General features: G+C 58.6%; 13 protein-coding genes and 1 pseudogene. 8 read left to right on the top strand and 6 right to left on the bottom strand.

What is annotated here, in order from left to right:
- Window positions 1-29 precede the first annotated feature (29 nt).
- The 4 genes and pseudogenes from ACA079_RS05305 (at window position 30) to ACA079_RS05290 (ending at window position 4,200) form a co-directional block, all read left to right on the top strand.
- Complete coding sequence (locus ACA079_RS05305) at window positions 30-989, top strand: cytochrome-c peroxidase (RefSeq protein ID WP_497702811.1); 960 nt, start codon at window positions 30-32, stop codon at window positions 987-989.
- Window positions 986-2,797, top strand: a complete 1,812-nt coding sequence (locus tag ACA079_RS05300) for a DAHL domain-containing sensor histidine kinase (protein WP_497702810.1) — start codon at window positions 986-988, stop codon at window positions 2,795-2,797. Before ACA079_RS05305 ends, ACA079_RS05300 begins: the two co-directional genes overlap by 4 nt.
- A gap of 590 nt (window positions 2,798-3,387) precedes the next feature.
- A pseudogene (locus ACA079_RS05295) lies at window positions 3,388-3,474 on the top strand (hypothetical protein); the annotation flags it as partial.
- A gap of 57 nt (window positions 3,475-3,531) precedes the next feature.
- Complete coding sequence (locus ACA079_RS05290) at window positions 3,532-4,200, top strand: ATP-binding protein (RefSeq protein WP_497704281.1); 669 nt, start codon at window positions 3,532-3,534, stop codon at window positions 4,198-4,200.
- A gap of 110 nt (window positions 4,201-4,310) precedes the next feature.
- On the opposite strand, the gene ACA079_RS05285 is transcribed toward ACA079_RS05290, so the two are convergent.
- Window positions 4,311-5,636, bottom strand: a complete 1,326-nt coding sequence (locus ACA079_RS05285) for an APC family permease (protein ID WP_149419868.1) — start codon at window positions 5,634-5,636, stop codon at window positions 4,311-4,313.
- A gap of 241 nt (window positions 5,637-5,877) precedes the next feature.
- Window positions 5,878-6,699, bottom strand: a complete 822-nt coding sequence (locus ACA079_RS05280) for a carbon-nitrogen hydrolase family protein (RefSeq protein ID WP_497702809.1) — start codon at window positions 6,697-6,699, stop codon at window positions 5,878-5,880.
- 127 nt (window positions 6,700-6,826) lie between these two features.
- Between ACA079_RS05280 and ACA079_RS05275 the strand changes: the two genes are divergently transcribed.
- Together ACA079_RS05275 and ACA079_RS05270 are read left to right on the top strand one after the other, a co-directional pair.
- The gene (locus ACA079_RS05275) at window positions 6,827-7,627 is read left to right on the top strand and encodes a helix-turn-helix transcriptional regulator (protein ID WP_462046850.1); all 801 of its coding nucleotides are present in this window, start codon (window positions 6,827-6,829) and stop codon (window positions 7,625-7,627) included.
- A 135-nt stretch (window positions 7,628-7,762) separates the two neighbouring features.
- The gene (locus ACA079_RS05270; RefSeq protein WP_497702808.1) at window positions 7,763-9,382 is read left to right on the top strand and encodes an FMN-binding glutamate synthase family protein; all 1,620 of its coding nucleotides are present in this window, start codon (window positions 7,763-7,765) and stop codon (window positions 9,380-9,382) included.
- A gap of 25 nt (window positions 9,383-9,407) precedes the next feature.
- Here ACA079_RS05270 and ACA079_RS05265 read toward each other — a convergent pair whose 3' ends face one another.
- Genes ACA079_RS05265 through ACA079_RS05255 form a run of 3 tightly spaced genes read right to left on the bottom strand, consistent with a single transcriptional unit; the run spans window position 9,408 to window position 12,236 of the window.
- Window positions 9,408-10,922 (bottom strand): glucosyltransferase domain-containing protein, encoded by a 1,515-nt coding sequence (locus tag ACA079_RS05265; protein WP_497702807.1) that lies wholly within the window; start codon window positions 10,920-10,922, stop codon window positions 9,408-9,410.
- 1 nt (window position 10,923) lies between these two features.
- On the bottom strand, window positions 10,924-11,865 hold the full coding sequence (locus ACA079_RS05260; RefSeq protein ID WP_497702806.1) for a glycosyltransferase family 2 protein: 942 nt from the start codon (window positions 11,863-11,865) through the stop codon (window positions 10,924-10,926).
- Window positions 11,862-12,236 (bottom strand): GtrA family protein, encoded by a 375-nt coding sequence (locus tag ACA079_RS05255; RefSeq protein WP_497702805.1) that lies wholly within the window; start codon window positions 12,234-12,236, stop codon window positions 11,862-11,864. Before ACA079_RS05255 ends, ACA079_RS05260 begins: the two co-directional genes overlap by 4 nt.
- A gap of 255 nt (window positions 12,237-12,491) precedes the next feature.
- Here ACA079_RS05255 and ACA079_RS05250 point away from each other — a divergent pair, with 255 nt between their 5' ends.
- Window positions 12,492-13,619, top strand: a complete 1,128-nt coding sequence (locus ACA079_RS05250; RefSeq protein ID WP_497702804.1) for an OpgC family protein — start codon at window positions 12,492-12,494, stop codon at window positions 13,617-13,619.
- A 177-nt stretch (window positions 13,620-13,796) separates the two neighbouring features.
- Here the strand turns inward: ACA079_RS05250 and ACA079_RS05245 are convergent, their stop codons facing one another.
- The gene (locus ACA079_RS05245) at window positions 13,797-15,215 is read right to left on the bottom strand and encodes an amino acid permease (protein ID WP_046054651.1); all 1,419 of its coding nucleotides are present in this window, start codon (window positions 15,213-15,215) and stop codon (window positions 13,797-13,799) included.
- Between the two features lie 615 nt (window positions 15,216-15,830).
- Here ACA079_RS05245 and ACA079_RS05240 point away from each other — a divergent pair.
- Complete coding sequence (locus ACA079_RS05240) at window positions 15,831-16,289, top strand: REP-associated tyrosine transposase (RefSeq protein WP_497702803.1); 459 nt, start codon at window positions 15,831-15,833, stop codon at window positions 16,287-16,289.
- Window positions 16,290-16,396: the final 107 nt, after the last annotated feature.

The raw sequence follows: 16,396 nt of genomic DNA, 5'->3' as shown, positions 1-16,396 counted from the left end.
ACACAGGCCCCAAGCCAAGGAATCATCAGATGTCGCCTTCCTTTCACCGCCTGCTATTGGCGCCGTTGTTCGGGCTCTGCCTGAGCGCCGGTGCCGCGCCACTAGATGAACCGCTCAAACCATTGCCGGCGGTGCCCCAGCAAAATCCGCTGAGGGTCGAACTCGGTCGCCAGTTGTTCAACGAGACACGCTTGTCAGTCAACAACTCACTGTCCTGCGCCAGTTGCCATCGACTGGAAAACGGCGGCGCCGACAACAAGGCGTTTTCCATCGGATTCAACGGCATTCCAGTGACGATCAACACCCCCAGCGTGTTCAACTCCAGCCTGAATTTCCGGCAATTCTGGAACGGGCGCGCCGACACTCTGGAAACCCAAATCCACGGCGTGGTGCAAAGCCCCAGTGAAATGGGCAGTAACTGGGAACATGTGGTGCAGACGCTGACCGCCGATGCGGCTTATCAGACCTCCTTCGCCAACGCCTACCCGGACGGCGTGACCATGAACAATGTACAGAATGCCCTGGCCACCTATGAACGCACGCTGATCAGCGCCAACTCGCGTTTCGACCAATACCTGATGGGCGATACCGACATTCTCACCAGAGACGAAAAGTACGGTTACCAACGCTTCAAGGACTACGGCTGCATCGCCTGCCATCAGGGCGTCAACATCGGCGGCAACATGTTCCAGAAGTTCGGGGTCATGGGCGACTACTTCAAGACTCGGGGCAACCCCACCGAAGCCGACCTGGGCCGCTATCTGGTCACCAAGGACGAAGAGGACCGCAACGTGTTCAAGGTCCCGAGCCTGCGCAACGTCGCCGTGACCGCGCCGTACTTTCACGATGGTTCGGCCACAACCCTCGAGGACGCGGTAGACGTGATGTTCAAGTTCCAGCTCGGTCGTATTCCCTCTGCCGACGACAAGACGCTGATCATCAAATTCCTCAAGACCCTGACCGGTGAATGGGGAGGCAAGCCCTTATGAAAACGACTAACCGCCGCAACCTGGCGTTGCTTGGCGTCGTGGCCCTGATGCTGGCTTCGGTGCTGTTGTTCCTGTACCTCAAATCCAGCTCGAACCAGACGACGAACTACACCGAATCCCGGGACCTGATCGGCCGGATCAAGCAGCTGAACGCACAATGGGAAACCGAGATCCTCAAGGCCAGGATCGCCATCAGTCACAACTACGATCCGTTGGTCTCACCACTGACCGAGATAACGACCCTTTGGGAGCGGTTCGACACCATGGAGTCGAACCACGGCCGCAACGACTCGCCCGTCTGGCGCGCCAGCCATGATGCGTACCTGACCGCCATCCAGGAAAAGACCCGGTTGGTGGAGCAGTTCAAGTCGCACAACGCCGTGCTGCGCAACTCGCTGGCGTTCCTGCCCACCGCCGAGGACGACATTCAGGAACAGCTGGCCCGGTTGGTGGATGAGGACCAACTGCAACTGCAGAACATCGCCACCGACACGTATGACTTGCTGCTCAGCAGCCTGGAGTTCGCTCAGGTCACCTCCGACGACAAGGCCGCCGACATCCTGTTGGGGCTGAACAAAATGGGGGTGAACAAACAGCGTCTACCTGAACAGTTCCACAGTCCGATCGATATTCTGAGTAACCACATTTCCCTCATCCTGCGTGAGCAGCCAGTGGTCAATCGCTTGCTGGAAAACATCGAAGCCGTTCCCGTAGCCGAACGCCTGGACGATATCACCAATCTGCTCAACTCCGACCAGCAGCGGACCGATGCGGTCGACCAGCGCTATCACTTCTACATGCTGTTGTTTTCAGTGCTGCTGGTGTTGCTGCTGGTGTACCTGGCGATTCACCTGATGCGCAGTTTCACGGTGATCAATCGCGTCAACAAAGCCCTGCAAACCGCTAATGACGACCTGGAACTGCGGGTTGAAGAGCGCACCCGAGAGCTCCGGGATACCCAGAGCGAACTGCTCGACACCGCTCGTCAGGCCGGCATGGCCGAGATCGCCACCAATGTGCTGCACAACGTCGGCAACGTGCTCAACAGCGTGAACATTTCGGCTGACCTGGTGACCCGAAAACTGCGCGCCAGTAAAGCGCAGGGCCTGGGCAAGGCCATGCAGCTGATCAACGAACATCCAGGCGACCTCGGCACCTTTCTGACCGAGGACGCCAAAGGCAAGTTGCTACCGGGTTACCTGAATCAACTGGTGGACGCGATAGCCCTGGAACAACAAGGCATGACCGAGGAACTGGCCCAGTTGACCAAAAGCGTGGACCACATCAAGGACATCGTTGCCACCCAGCAGTCCTACGCGGGCGCCAACAGCCTGATGGAACCGCTGCACATCAGCGAATTGCTGGAAGACGCCCTGCGCATGAACTCCGGCGCCCTGACCCGACACCACGTCACGGTGGTCAAGGAGTACAGCGACGTGCCGCAGGTCATGGGTGATAAACACCGGTTGTTGCTGATCCTGATCAACCTGATCAGCAACGCCAAATACGCCATGTCCGACCTCAGCAATCGCCCGCGGCAAATGACCCTGGGGGTCAAAATTGTCGAAGACAAGACCCTGCAAGTCAGCGTCAAGGACGACGGCGAAGGCATCGCCGAGGAAAACATGACGCGCATCTTTGCCCACGGGTTTACCACCCGCAAGGAAGGCCACGGCTTCGGCCTGCACAGCTGCGCCCTGGCCGCCATCGAAATGAATGGCCACCTCACCGCCCATAGCGACGGACCGGGCAAAGGGGCGATGTTCACGTTGCAGATCCCGCTGAAAACCGTACCGGAGGAAGCATGAGCGAGCTTTCGAACCGACGCATTCTGCTGATCGATGACACCCCGTCCATTCACGTGGATTTCCGCAAGATTCTCACACCCATGCCGGAGGAGACCGTCGAACTGGACGAGATGGAGGCGGCGCTGTTTGGCAGCGAAGTGAAATCAGCCAGGGCGTTGTTCGAGTTGGACTCAGCCTATGGCGGCCAGGAAGGCCTGGGCAAACTGAACGAAGCCTTGCAGGAAAACCGCCCCTACGCCCTGGCCTTTGTCGACATGCGCATGCCCGAGGGCTGGGACGGTGCGCAGACCATCGAACATTTGTGGCAGGCCGACCCGCGCCTGCAAGTGGTGGTGTGCACCGCCTATTCCGACTATTCCTGGGATGAACTGCTCGATCGATTGAAGGCCCATGATCGACTGTTGATCCTGAAAAAGCCGTTCGACAACATTGAAGTCCAGCAAATGGCCAACACCTTGCTGACCAAATGGGATATGACCGAACGGGCCAGCGTGCAGATGGACCATTTAGGGCAAATGGTTGAGCGCCGAACCCGGCAGTACACAGAGGCCAGCGTTGAGTTGCAGCGGGAAATCGACGAGCGCAAACAGCTTGAAACTCAATTGGTGCAGTCAGAAAAACTCGCGTCATTGGGGCAACTCGCGGCCGGCGTCGCCCATGAAATCAACAACCCCATTGGCTTCATTTCCTCCAACCTCGGCACCCTGGATGGCTACTTCAAACAACTGCAGGAAATGCTCGACGCCTATCGGGATGCGGAAGAGGCGATCGGCTCCAGCGAGCTCGTCGAGCGTTTGAACCAACTGCGCGAACGGGTCGAGCTGGAATTCCTGCGCGAGGACATTCCGCTGCTGATCAAGGAATCCAAGGACGGCATCAGCCGGGTCGGGCAGATCGTCAAGGACCTGAAGGACTTCTCCCGGGTGGACTCCAATCAGGAATGGCAGTGGGCCAATCTGCAACAGGGCATCGAATCGACCTTGAACATCGTCGCCAACGAACTCAAGTACAAGGCCGATGTGCTCAAGGAATATCAGGTCCTGCCCGACATCGAATGCCTGCCTTCGCAAATCAATCAGGTGATCATGAACCTGATCGTCAACGCCTCTCAGGCCATCGGCCCGGAGCGTGGCACCATCACCTTGCGCACCGGGCTTGAAGCGGAAACGGTGTGGATCGAGGTCGCAGACACCGGCGCCGGCATTGCGCCGGACTGCCTGCAAAAAATCTTCGACCCGTTCTTCACCACCAAGCCGGTGGGCCAGGGGACAGGGCTCGGGTTGTCCCTGTCCTATGGCATCGTGAAAAAACATCGGGGGGATATTACGGTGCGCAGTGAAGTTGGCGTGGGCACGACCTTCAGGGTTGAGCTACCGGTGCACCAAACAAAATCAGCCGCCTGAACACGCCCCTGTAGGAGCTGCCGAAGGCTGCGATCTTTTGATCTTTGGCACACTCCAAAAAGGTCAAAAGATCGCAGCCTTCGGCAGCTCCTACAGGGGCGCTGTGTGATTTATGTGGCCTCCTGGAAATCCATCTCCGGTGGCTGGCGACGGAAGCCACCGGTCAGCACCGCCAGGTACACCACGCCAATCGCCAGCCAGCTCAGGCCCAGATAGATCGCCAGGTGATCGAGGCTGACCATCAGCCACAAATCCGCCGCCAGACCGATAAACGGGAACAGCAGGAACAACACGAATTCACGCAGCCCTTTGTGCTCACCGCCAATCCAGTAGTGAAAGATCACCGACAGGTTCACCAGACTGAACGCCAGGAACGCGCCGAAGTTGATGAACGAGGTCGAGGTGGTGACGTCCAGTTTCAGTGCCAGCAAGGCGACCACGGCGCACAGCAGGATGCTGTTGACCGGCGTGCCAAAGCGTTCATGCAAAGTGCCGAAGAACGATTTTGGCAGCACACCGTCACGGCCCATGGCGAACAACAGCCGCGAGCCGCTGGCCTGAGCCGACAGGCCCGACGCAAACTGGCCGACGATCAAGCCGATCAGGAAGATCGACACGAACAGGTCACCACCGATGTTGCGGGCAATTTCATAGGCCGCCGAGTCGACGCTGTCGAACTGGAACGACGGATGCGCGATCTGCACGAAGTACGACACACCGACAAAGATCAGCCCGCCGATCAGGGTGATCAGCATGATCGCTCGCGGGATGGTGCGGCGCGGGTCGCGGGTTTCTTCGGTCAGGGTGCTGACCGCATCAAACCCGAGGAATGAATAACAGGCGATGGCTGCACCGCTCATGATCAGCGGCATCTGCATGTCACCGTTGAAGAACGGTTTGACCGACCACAACGGCGTGCTCGCATCGCCACCGACGTAATGGACGCACAACGCAACGAAGGCGATCAGCACCAGGAACTGCACCAGCATCAGTAACGCGTTGATGCCGTTGGCCAGTTTCAGACCGACGATGTTGATCGCACTGGTGATGCCGATGAACGCCAGCACCCAGATCCACTGAGGCACGGCCGGGAACGCGGAGTTGAGGTAGGCCGCGCCGATCAGCCAGATCGCCATCGGCAGGAACAGGTAGTCGAGCAGCACGGCCCAACCGGCGATGAAACCGAGTTTCGGGCTGATCGCCTTGCGGACATAGCTATAGGCCGAGCCCGCGACGGGAAACGCCGAGGCCATTCGGCCGTAACTCATGGCGGTGAAAAACATCGCCACCAGCGCCGCCAGATAAGCGGCCGGGACCATGCCGGCGGTGGATTGAGCGAGGATGCCGAAGGTGCCGAGCACGATGATCGGCGTCATGTAGGCGATGCCGAACAGCACCACCGAACCCAATGACAGGGTGCGTTGCAAACGAGCCATGAGCGACTACTCCGAATTTATTAGATTTATGGCAGAGCCGAGTTCGGCGCTAAATTTCGGGTGTTTCGTTGTTGTTCTGGTTTTTGGCCGACAGAGATGTGTCGCCTGTCAGGGCCTCATCGCGAGCAAGCTCGCTCCCACAGTTGTTCTCTGTCGTTCACGAATTTTGTATCCGCTGAAGATCCCCTGTGGGAGCGAGCTTGCTCGCGATGAGGTCAGCACAATCCACAAAGTATCCGGATCAGTTTTTAGGAATCATCAGCTCCCGCAATCCACAAGCATGCTCAACAATCTCCCCCGGCAATCGCAGCCGCTGATCATCCAGATACCGATAATCCTGCCGCGCCGCCGTCAGCTGATTCAGGTCCAGTTCAACCGCAAACTGTCCTTCCTCCCGCCCGGCCTCGAACAACAAAGTCCCCAGCGGATCCACCAGCGCACTACCGCCCGCAAACACCAACCCGCCATCGCCCTCTTCCACCCGGTTGACCATCAGCGCAAACGCCTGGTTTTCCTGGGCGCGGGCCATGATCGCGGTGCGGTGAGTCGGGCCGTAAGGGTCCATGTTGCCGTTGGTGACGATCAGCAGTTCGGCCCCCAATTGCGCCAGGGCCCGGGCGGTTTCCGGGAATTCGATGTCGTAGCAAATCAGCAGGCCAACGCGCACACCGTTCCACTCACACGTGGCGTAACGGTCGCCGGCCTCGAACACACCGCGATCCGACGCCCAGAGGTGCGTCTTGCGGTATTTCAGCGCGATACCTTCGGGGGTGATCAGCAGCGTGGTGTTGTAGAAGCGGCCGTTGTCGTTCTCGGCCATGCCGATCACCACGGCGATGTTGTGTTCACGGGCCGCAGCCAACACCGCGCTGACGGTCGGACCGTCCAGCGGTTCGGCGGTTTCGGCCAGCGCCTCAAGCGACGGAAAGCCCATCAGGTGGGTTTCGGGAAACACGATCAGCTGCGTATCGGCAGCACAGGCAGCCATCGCCTTCAGAGCGCGTTCGAGGTTGTAAGCCGTGTCGTTGTCACGGCCCGCCAACTGGGCGAGTTCGACTTTCATGGGTATTCCTTGTTCTTAACCTCGGGCTGGCAGAAAGATTGCCCGGTCGGTGTCTGTGCGCCAGTATGCGCAGCAAGCCACCGGCCGGGGAATCACGCCGCTGGGGTAACCCGATAGGGGTAGAGGCATGACACTTTCGTTAGACGACATCGCGTGGCACCGCTCGGTCGGGCAACTGATCGATGCCCTGGACAAGCCCAATTTCTGGACGCAGCTGGTACGGTTGCTGGATCAGTACGTGACCTTCGACAGCTGGGTGGCGTTGCTTTTCAGCGCCGACCAGCACCCGCAAGTGTTCGCCGAATGCCCCGGCGCGGACGGCAGTCCCGATCAGTTGTTCCAGGACTATCTGCGCGGTTTGTACCTGCTCGATCCGTTCTACATCGCCTGTCGCGAGCAGTCGCGCACCGGGCTCTATCGCCTGTCGGAAGTGGCGCCGGAACATTTCGAGCTGACCGAGTATTACCAGCGCTACTTTCGTCTGAATGTGGTGGCCGATGAAATCCAGTTCAATTGCCAGCTCGAAGGCGACCGCACGCTGTGCCTGTCACTGGGCAGCAAGCAGCGTTTCAGCGGCCAGCAGATTGCCTTGCTGTCGCTGATCCAGCCCTGGGTGCTCGGCCTGTTGCGCCAGCGCTTGCCATACGAAATCAACGAAGTCGTGGCCCTCGCACCAGCACCGCCGCAAGCCGACTGGCGGGTGCAGCTGGAAGCGTCGGTGCAACAACTCAAAGGCGCGCAATTGACCGCCCGGGAACTGGATGTCGGGCGCTTGATGCTCAGCGGTTGCTCCAGTAAAGAAATCGCCCGCAAGCTGGAAATCTCTGTCGAAACCGTGAAAGTCCACAAGAAACACATGTACAGCAAACTGGGGATCAAATCCCAGTCAGAGCTGTTTTCAATTTTCCTCCAGGCACAAAATGCCTGACACACCCACTTCCCTGTAGGAGCCGAGCTTGCTCGCGATGGCGGTCTTTCAGTCAAAAATTTGTTGTCTGACATACCGCCATCGCGAGCAAGCTCGGCTCCTACAGGAAGTCGAGTCCGAACCCAAGGAAACCGTATGAGCCTGTCACTCCTGAGCCGCTACGCCTTCTTTGCCGTCTGTGTGATGTTCACCCTCGCCAGCCTGCCCTTCCTGGAGCACGACTGGCTCTGGCCGATCACCGCCGTCACCGGCATTCTCAGCCTCGTAGGCCTGTTCGATCTGCTGCAAAGCCCTCACGCAGTACGCCGTAATTACCCGATCCTCGGCAACATCCGCTATCTGGTAGAGGGCATTCGCCCGGAAATCCGCCAGTACCTGCTCGAATCCGACAGCGACGCCCTGCCCTTCTCCCGGGCCCAGCGTTCGCTGGTCTATTCGCGCGCCAAAAACGAAAGTGCCGACAAACCCTTCGGCACCTTGATCGATGTGTATCAGTCGGGTTTCGAATTCATCGGCCACTCCATGCGCCCGGCGCCGTTGAGCGACCCGAGCAGTTTTCGGGTGATGGTCGGCGGCCCGCAATGCACGCAACCGTACTCGGCGTCGGTGTTCAACATCTCGGCCATGAGCTTCGGCTCCCTCAGCGCCAACGCCATTCGCGCGTTGAACCAGGGCGCCAAACTCGGCAACTTCGCCCACGACACCGGCGAAGGCAGCATCAGCGCCTATCACCGGGAAAACGGCGGCGACCTGACCTGGGAACTCGGCAGCGGCTACTTCGGCTGCCGCACCGCTGACGGGCGCTTCGACCCGGAACGCTTCGCCGCCCAAGCGCAGACACCCCAAGTGCGGATGATCGAAATCAAGATGAGCCAAGGCGCCAAGCCCGGCCATGGCGGGATTTTGCCCAAGCACAAAGTCACCAAAGAAATCGCCGAAACCCGCGGCATCCTGATGGGCGAAGATTGCATCTCGCCGTCGCGGCACAGCGCGTTTTCTACGCCGATCGAACTGATGCACTTCATCCAGCAGTTGCGCGAACTGTCCGGCGGCAAACCGGTGGGCTTCAAGTTCTGTCTGGGCCACCCGTGGGAATTCATGGGCATCGCCAAGGCCATGCTGGAAACCGGCATCCTCCCCGACTTCATCGTGGTCGATGGCAAGGAAGGCGGCACCGGCGCCGCGCCCGTGGAGTTCACCGACCACATCGGTGTGCCGATGCGCGAAGGCCTGCTGTTCGTGCACAACACGCTGGTCGGCCTGAACCTGCGGGACAAAATCAAACTCGGCGCCAGCGGCAAGATCGTCAGCGCCTTCGACATCGCCAGCGTCCTGGCCATCGGCGCCGACTGGGCCAACTCCGCACGCGGCTTCATGTTCGCTATCGGTTGCATCCAGTCGCAAAGCTGCCACACCAACAAATGCCCGACCGGTGTCGCCACCCAGGACACCCTGCGCCAACGCGCACTGGTGGTTCCGGACAAGGCCCAACGCGTCTTCAACTTCCACCGCAACACGCTCAAGGCCCTGGCCGAAATGCTTGCCGCTGCCGGGTTGGAACATCCTTCGCAATTGTCGGCCAAGCATTTGGTACGGCGCATGTCGGCGACCGAGATCAAATTGTTCTCGCAGCTGCATGTGTTCTTGAAACCGGGTGAGTTGCTGACCGGTGAAGTGAATGGCGAGTTTTATTCGCGGATGTGGCAGATGGCGCGGGCGGACAGTTTTGAGCCGAATGAGGTCATAGCGGCGTGAGCCCGACGGCCCCTGTCATCGCGCTTCACCAGTAAAGCGTCTTAATCGGGGCCGGTTCTTTCATGACAATAAAACCGTAATCGCCGAGCAGATAAATCCGGTAGTACTGGCTCTCCAGTACCGGTGGATAACCCTGATAACCCACCCTCGTCGCGTTACGTCGCTCCTTCTCCGCAACGACGTTGGTGATCCCCACTTTCGGCAGGTTCTCGGCCAGCATGAAAAAGTCGATGTTCAGCAGATAGTGCAACACCGGCATCTGCTTGAACGAGCCCGCCGCCCCCAGCAGCCAGTGATCGGAATAGGTCACTGACATGTAAATGCGCTTGGCTTCGAGCAGCTGTCGATTCGACGCGATGTCGTGTTCAAGACTTAACAACGCGCTGGACGCGAAGGCTTTCTGCACGGTCAGCACGCGCCCATAGGCATACGACAGCGAAAGCATCGCCAGCAGTGGAACCACCAACAACAGCGGCAACCGCTGGTGGATTCGTGCCAGCGCCAGATGGCTCAAATAGAACAACAGCACCAACAGGACCGCGAAGCCCATCAGGGTCCTGGCGCCTTCATTGAAGTCTCGGAACAACAGCGCGACACCCGACACCAGCAGCGTCACGACCAGCAATGTCAGTAAACACACCAGGCCGATCATAATTTTCTTCAGCCCTGTGTCCTGACGTTCCAATACGTTCAGCCCCAGCCGGACACTGCCGGCAATGGCACACAGCAGCAGTGCGGCGAACACCCAGGCAAATCCGCCGTGAAACAGCAGCACGACTTTTTCCAGCACCCGGGCGATGTTGATTTGAAGTTGCAGCAGGGGCTGCGCCGTCCAGTTCAACAACAAGGTGCGATTTCCACTCATGAACGGATAAGCACTGACGCTGTAAATCAGCCAGCCCAGGATGGTCTGCGATATTTTCCAGCCGATCAACTCGCACCACTGCGGCCAGGCCAGCTTGTCGTTCGCGCTCCTGAGCAATTCCAGGCAACACAGGCCCAGAAACACATTGAGGCTCACCTGATAGAGCCCCAACGCCAGCGCAATCAGGAACGAAGGCACCAGCCAATGAACGATCCGCGAGGGATGACGGAAGGTGATCGCATAGATGACCGCCACCACGCTCAAAGCCATGGCGGGCCCGTCGTATTGGTAAGACAGGTTTTGCAGAAAGAACGGGTTGTACCAGAGCGGCAACAGCACCAGGCAGCAAGCAATCGTCGGTTGCGGGTAGTAATGAAACGTCAAACTCGTCAACGCCGCGGCCATGGCCAGCGTGGCGATCAACAGCGGCAACGGAAAGATGTTCGGTGCGGCATTGCTGAAGGTCAGCGCGTTGTAGAACAGCTCGGTGAATAACCGTCCCTGCTCCGCCCAGGCCGAACCGGTCGCGGCCGACAACGATCGCCAGTTGTCATCGATATACGGATAGTCCGCGAGGATCAGCGGCACCACATACACAAAGGTCGCCAACAGAAAAAACAACCAGACCTGCCGACGCCCGAGTTCCTTGCTGAAAAAGTCGCTGAACCTGCCCATGCTAAATCCCGAGCCGGTCTTTGCCGCCGACGACGTCTTTGACGATATAGCGTGGCCGATGTTTGGCTTCGATGTAGATGCGGCCGATGTACTCACCGAGGATACCGATGCCGATCAGCTGTACGCCGCCGAGAAACAGAATCGCGGTCATCAACGACGGGTAACCGGGGACGCTGTTGCCGAAGAAAATCTTGTCCAGCACCATGTACACCGCGTAGAGCACCGCGAAAATCGAAATGCCGCCGCCGACGTAAGTCCACAAGCGCAACGGCACCGTACTGAACGAGGTCACGCCTTCCAGCGCCAGGTTCCAGAGCTTCCAGCCATTAAACTTGCTGGTGCCCGCCACTCGCTCGGCTCGCTCGTACTCCACTACCACGGTGGTGAACCCGGCCCATGACAGCACGCCCTTCATGAACAACTGGTGCTCGGGAAGTGCGCGAATCACGTTGACCACTTTGCGATCCATCAGCCGGAAATCCCCGACGTTTTCTTCGATGCGGGTGTAAGCGATCCGGTTCAGCACACGGTAGAACAGCGACGCGCTATGGCGTTTCAGGTACCCATCGGCGGTGCGATCCCGGCGTTTGGCGAGCACCACATCCGCGCCTTTTTGCCATTCGCCAATCAACCGAGGGATGACGCTGATCGGGTCCTGCAAATCGACATCCATGGGAATCACTGCATCGCCGGTGGCATATTCCAGGCCGGCGAACAACGCCGGTTCCTTGCCGAAGTTGCGCGAGAAGTTGATCAACAATACTTGTTCATCGGCCTGCGCCAGGGCCTTGACCTCCTCAGCCGTCCGGTCGGAACTGCCATCGTTGATGAACACGATTTCGACCTCAGCCTGGTCGAGCTTCAACTCGCGACGCACGGCCTGATAAAACAGGCTGATCGCCTGTTCTTCATTGAATACCGGAACGATCAACGAGACTTTCATGCGTTACGCTCGCGAAAGACCACGTACTTTGAAAACAGAAAGCCGAGCACCAGGCTCAATGCCGAAAAAATAGCCACCGTCAGCAGGCCGTGAAGTCTCCACACGTCGCCTGCATGGCCGACGCCCAGACTCAGCGCCCCCATGGTCCCCAAGAATAGAAGATAGCCGCCGACCGACGCCTTGGTATCGAAGGTATACAGCGCGTTCATGTAGAAGGAAAACGAGGCGGCAACGCAGAAGGCTGCCAGGTTGCTGACAGCCTGACTGAGGCCGGCCCCCACGCTCAGCAGGAAGAAGATTTGCCAGTGGATCAGCGTGTTGGCGACCCCGACCACCGTGTAGCTGGAAAATCCTTTCCACAAGAGCCTCATGGTGACTCTCCCGTTTAAAACACTACACAAACCTGTAATAAAACTTTGAGCCTGTCTACTGTCAGAAATCACAGGTCGGACAGCCTTTCAGACCAGCGGTTAAGTCTGGCCTCAACACCAGGAGACATCCCGTAATATCCCGGTTTTGCAATTACCTGCGAATCACGCCACCCTGCGCGCCGCCGATGTGCGGCGCGCAACCTTTGGCGCCTTCGGCTACTCCTTATCTCAACACCCGTTCACGAGCCCGCCGTCATGACGTTTGAGCGCGATCACCGAATCGACTTTTTTCGCGGCCTGGCACTGATCTTCATTTTTTGGGATCACGTGCCTCACAACCCCCTTGGCCAAATCACCCTGCGCAATGTCGGTTTCAGCGACGCCGCAGAAATATTCGTGTTTCTCGCCGGCTACGCGGCCGTTCTGGCCTACGGCAAAATCCTTGCGCGCGATGGTTACCTGATCGCCTGCGTGAAGATTCTGCGGCGCGCCTGGGTGCTCTACGTGGTCCATATTTTCCTGCTGGCCATGCTGATGGGCATCGTGTTCTTCGCCAACAGTCATGTGGAAACCCGCGATCTGGTGGAGGAAATGGGCCTGCATCACTTCATCACCAACCCCCAGCAAGCGTTGACGGATGAGTTACTGCTGCGCTTCAAGCCGAACCTGATGGATCCGCTGCCGCTATACATCGTGCTGCTGGCGGGATTGCCACTGGTTTTGCCGTTGCTGGTGCGCAAGCCGTGGGCGGTCGTAGCGGTGTCATTGGCGGTGTACCTGCTGGCACCGCGGTTTGGCTGGAACCTTGCGGCCATCAAGGACGGTGTGTGGTACTTCAACCCCGTCACCTGGCAACTGCTGTTTATCCTCGGCGGCTTTATGGCCATTCACGGGCAACGGCCACGGTTGCCCGACACTCGCCCGCTGTTGCGCCAGCCCTTGTTTGTCAGCGCGGCGGTGTACGTGGTGGTGACCGGCGTGATTACTGTCTCCTGGCGCTGGCCGGAAATACACGATGCCGTGATGCCAGCCAGCCTGAGTAATCTGCTGTACCCGATCAGCAAGACCGATCTGTCGCCGGTCCGTCTGCTGCACTTCCTGGCGCTGGCCTATGTCACCGCCAGGCTGTTGCCCGGCAACGGCTGGACGCAAAACTGGCTGGCGCAGCAATGCTGCCGCATGGGGCGCTACTCACTGGAAGTTTTCTGCCTCGGCGTGCTGTTGGCGCCCTTGGCGGACATGCTCAACGCCCTGACCGACGATGTGTTTGCCATGCAGGTTTTCACCGCGTTGGTGGGTGCCGGGGTGATGGCGCTGCTGGGGGCGTGGCTGGATTTCAATAAACGCCTGACCGCACCGATTCAAACGGTGCCAGTCAATTGAGGCACACCAAGCTTTTGTGGCGAGCGAGCTTGCTCGCGCTCGGCTGCGAAGCAGTCGTAAGTTTTTAGGGCCGCTACGCGCCCCAGCGCGAGCAAGCTCGCTCGCCACAGGGATCACGCAAGACAATAAAAAGCCCCGGCCAATGGACCGGGGCTTTTTCATTTCAGGCGTTACGTCTTACGAAGCCGAACGCACCGCACCTTGCGACACATTGGTCGGTTGCAGCTTGAAGACGTAGAACAACACTGTCAGCAGGACCAGGAACGCCGGGCCCACATACAGCGCCACGCGGGTGTCCGGGAAGTACGCCATCAGGCCGACCACCAGCACCAAAAACGCTAGCGCCAGGTACGAGCTGACCGGGTACAGCCACATCTTGTATTTCAGGCCGGCACGTTCGCTGGCGCTCAGGCCTTGGCGGAACTTGAGCTGGGCCAGCAGGATCATCACCCAGGTCCAGATCGCGCCGAAGGTGGCAATCGCCGTCACCCAGACGAAGACTTTCTCAGGCACCAGGTAGTTGAGCAGCACACCCAGCAACAAGGCACCGATCGACAGCAGCAAGGCGCGACGCGGCACGCCGTTGTTCGAGGTCTTGGCGAAGCCGGCCGGGGCCTGGCCATTCTGCGCCAGGCTGTACAGCATGCGCCCGGTGCTGAAGATGCCGCCGTTGCAGGACGACAGTGCCGCGGTGATCACCACGAAGTTGATGATGCCGGCGGCGGTCTTGATACCCAGGCGCTCGAAGGTCATCACGAACGGGCTGCCCTGAGTGCCGATTTCGTTCCACGGGTAGATCGACAGGATCACGAACAGCGCGCCGACGTAGAACAGCAGAATCCGCCAGAACACCGAGCCGATCGCATTGGGAATGGTCTTCTGCGGGTTCTTCGCTTCACCGGCGGTCAGGCCGATCATCTCGACGCCGAGGTAGGCGAACATCACCATTTGCAGGGACATCAACACGCCTTGCACGCCGTTGGGCATGAAGCCGCCGTGCGCCCAGAGATTGGAAATCCCCAGCGCCACGCCGTCGTTGCCGAAGCCGAACGCGATCACGCCGATGCCGCCGACCACCATCGCAATGATGGTGACGATCTTGATCAGGGCGAACCAGAACTCGAACTCACCGAAGGCTTTCACCGCGATCAGGTTGATCGAGCCCATGCTAATCAACGCGGCGAGTGCCCAGATCCAGCGCGGCACATCGGGGAACCAGACGCCCATGTACACCGCCACCGCGGTGATTTCCGCAACGCAGGTCACCAGCCACAGGAACCAGTAGTTCCAACCGGTCAGAAAGCCCGCCAATGGGCCGAGGTAGTCTTGAGCATAACGGCTGAAGGAGCCGGCGACCGGGTTGTGCACCGCCATTTCGCCGAGGGCGCGCATGATCACCAGGATCGCCAGACCGCCGATGATGTAAGAAAGCATGATTGCCGGACCGGCCATCTCGATGGCCTTGGCCGAACCGAGGAACAGGCCAACGCCGATACAGGCACCAAGCGCCATCAAGCGAATATGCCGTTCGCCGAGTTCGCGTTTGAGCGGGCCGCCTTGAGCGGTCTCGCCATTGGGCAGGTGATTGCCTGGCATAGGGGTACAACCTCGTCTTGTTATTGGATATGACCACCGAGTGTCGAAGCGCTGACCGGTAAGCCAATGCTTTCTGAAACCGGGCCTGCTTCGTGGGCAAACCCGTCTTGTAGGACAAAACCTGCAAGATCAGCGGGGCGTGCAGTATAAAAAGCTTCCTACAGGGTTTTTCACTCTATAAACCACAACATTCAGCGAGAACTCTCGGGAAAAGCGCGGTTTGCGGAGGGGCATTACCTGCCTTACGTAGGATTTTTCGCCAATGAAACGGCGCGGAGTATTGCACGGTAATGGTGCATCGTCATGTTCTTGAATAGGCCGTACTTTCCCTTTTACGCGTCTAGAACAGTACTTACAGCTTGATGAGATCCTTGTGGCGAGGGAGCTTGCTCCCGCTCGACTGCGCAGCAGTCGCAATACCTGTAACCCATATTTGTCAGACAGATCACGATTGCAGGGTTTAGGGCCGCTTCGCAGCCCAGCGGGAGCAAGCTCCCTCGCCACAGGAATCTCCTTCAAAAGTTTCAGAAATTTCACTCAGGAGTTACAGCCACTTGGGAATGATTGGATAGCTAAGGTGAATTGGAACAAATACTTAAATAAGGACGCAAAGGAATGCTTCCACGCCCAAATTCACATCTGTTACGCCATGGACGCTGTTCAGAACAGGGGCGGGCCTATCTGATTACTGCGGTTACTCATCAGCGCTGCTGCATTTTCACCGACTGGCGGTTGGGTCGTTTGCTGGTCGCCGAACTCAGGCGAGCTCATGAACAGGAATGGGTCAACTCGATAGCCTGGGTCGTCATGCCGGATCACTTCCATTGGCTGGTGCAACTCGAACAACGCACCTTGGCGCAACTCATGCAGGCCATCAAATCACGCAGTACTCTCACAATTAACCAAGCGTCAAACCGCCGAGGGGCCTTCTGGCAAACCGGTTATCACGACCGGGCAATCCGCGATGGAGAAGAACTCCTGCCGTTCGCTCGATACATCGTCGCAAATCCATTACGTGCAGGACTGGTGGAAAAAATCGGCGATTACCCGCTCTGGGATGCCTGCTGGCTCTAAACACTGCCTTCAGGGCCTTCCTCTCACATTGTGGCAAGGGAATGGTGGGGGAATCGATATTTGTGTATTCACAATTTTTTCACCAAGGCCAACCACCGTCTAAGCTT

Source organism: Pseudomonas sp. LBUM1645 (assembly GCF_059716185.1).
This window is presented reverse-complemented; position numbering and strand designations above follow the sequence as displayed.

Coding starts and splice junctions, on each gene's coding strand:
- ACA079_RS05305 (WP_497702811.1), top strand. CDS start 30: ATGTCGCCTTCCTTTCACCGCCTGCTATTGGCGCCGTTGTTCGGGCTC.
- ACA079_RS05300 (WP_497702810.1), top strand. CDS start 986: ATGAAAACGACTAACCGCCGCAACCTGGCGTTGCTTGGCGTCGTGGCC.
- ACA079_RS05290 (WP_497704281.1), top strand. CDS start 3,532: ATGCTCGACGCCTATCGGGATGCGGAAGAGGCGATCGGCTCCAGCGAG.
- ACA079_RS05285 (WP_149419868.1), bottom strand. CDS start 5,636: ATGGCTCGTTTGCAACGCACCCTGTCATTGGGTTCGGTGGTGCTGTTC.
- ACA079_RS05280 (WP_497702809.1), bottom strand. CDS start 6,699: ATGAAAGTCGAACTCGCCCAGTTGGCGGGCCGTGACAACGACACGGCT.
- ACA079_RS05275 (WP_462046850.1), top strand. CDS start 6,827: ATGACACTTTCGTTAGACGACATCGCGTGGCACCGCTCGGTCGGGCAA.
- ACA079_RS05270 (WP_497702808.1), top strand. CDS start 7,763: ATGAGCCTGTCACTCCTGAGCCGCTACGCCTTCTTTGCCGTCTGTGTG.
- ACA079_RS05265 (WP_497702807.1), bottom strand. CDS start 10,922: ATGGGCAGGTTCAGCGACTTTTTCAGCAAGGAACTCGGGCGTCGGCAG.
- ACA079_RS05260 (WP_497702806.1), bottom strand. CDS start 11,865: ATGAAAGTCTCGTTGATCGTTCCGGTATTCAATGAAGAACAGGCGATC.
- ACA079_RS05255 (WP_497702805.1), bottom strand. CDS start 12,236: ATGAGGCTCTTGTGGAAAGGATTTTCCAGCTACACGGTGGTCGGGGTC.
- ACA079_RS05250 (WP_497702804.1), top strand. CDS start 12,492: ATGACGTTTGAGCGCGATCACCGAATCGACTTTTTTCGCGGCCTGGCA.
- ACA079_RS05245 (WP_046054651.1), bottom strand. CDS start 15,215: ATGCCAGGCAATCACCTGCCCAATGGCGAGACCGCTCAAGGCGGCCCG.
- ACA079_RS05240 (WP_497702803.1), top strand. CDS start 15,831: ATGCTTCCACGCCCAAATTCACATCTGTTACGCCATGGACGCTGTTCA.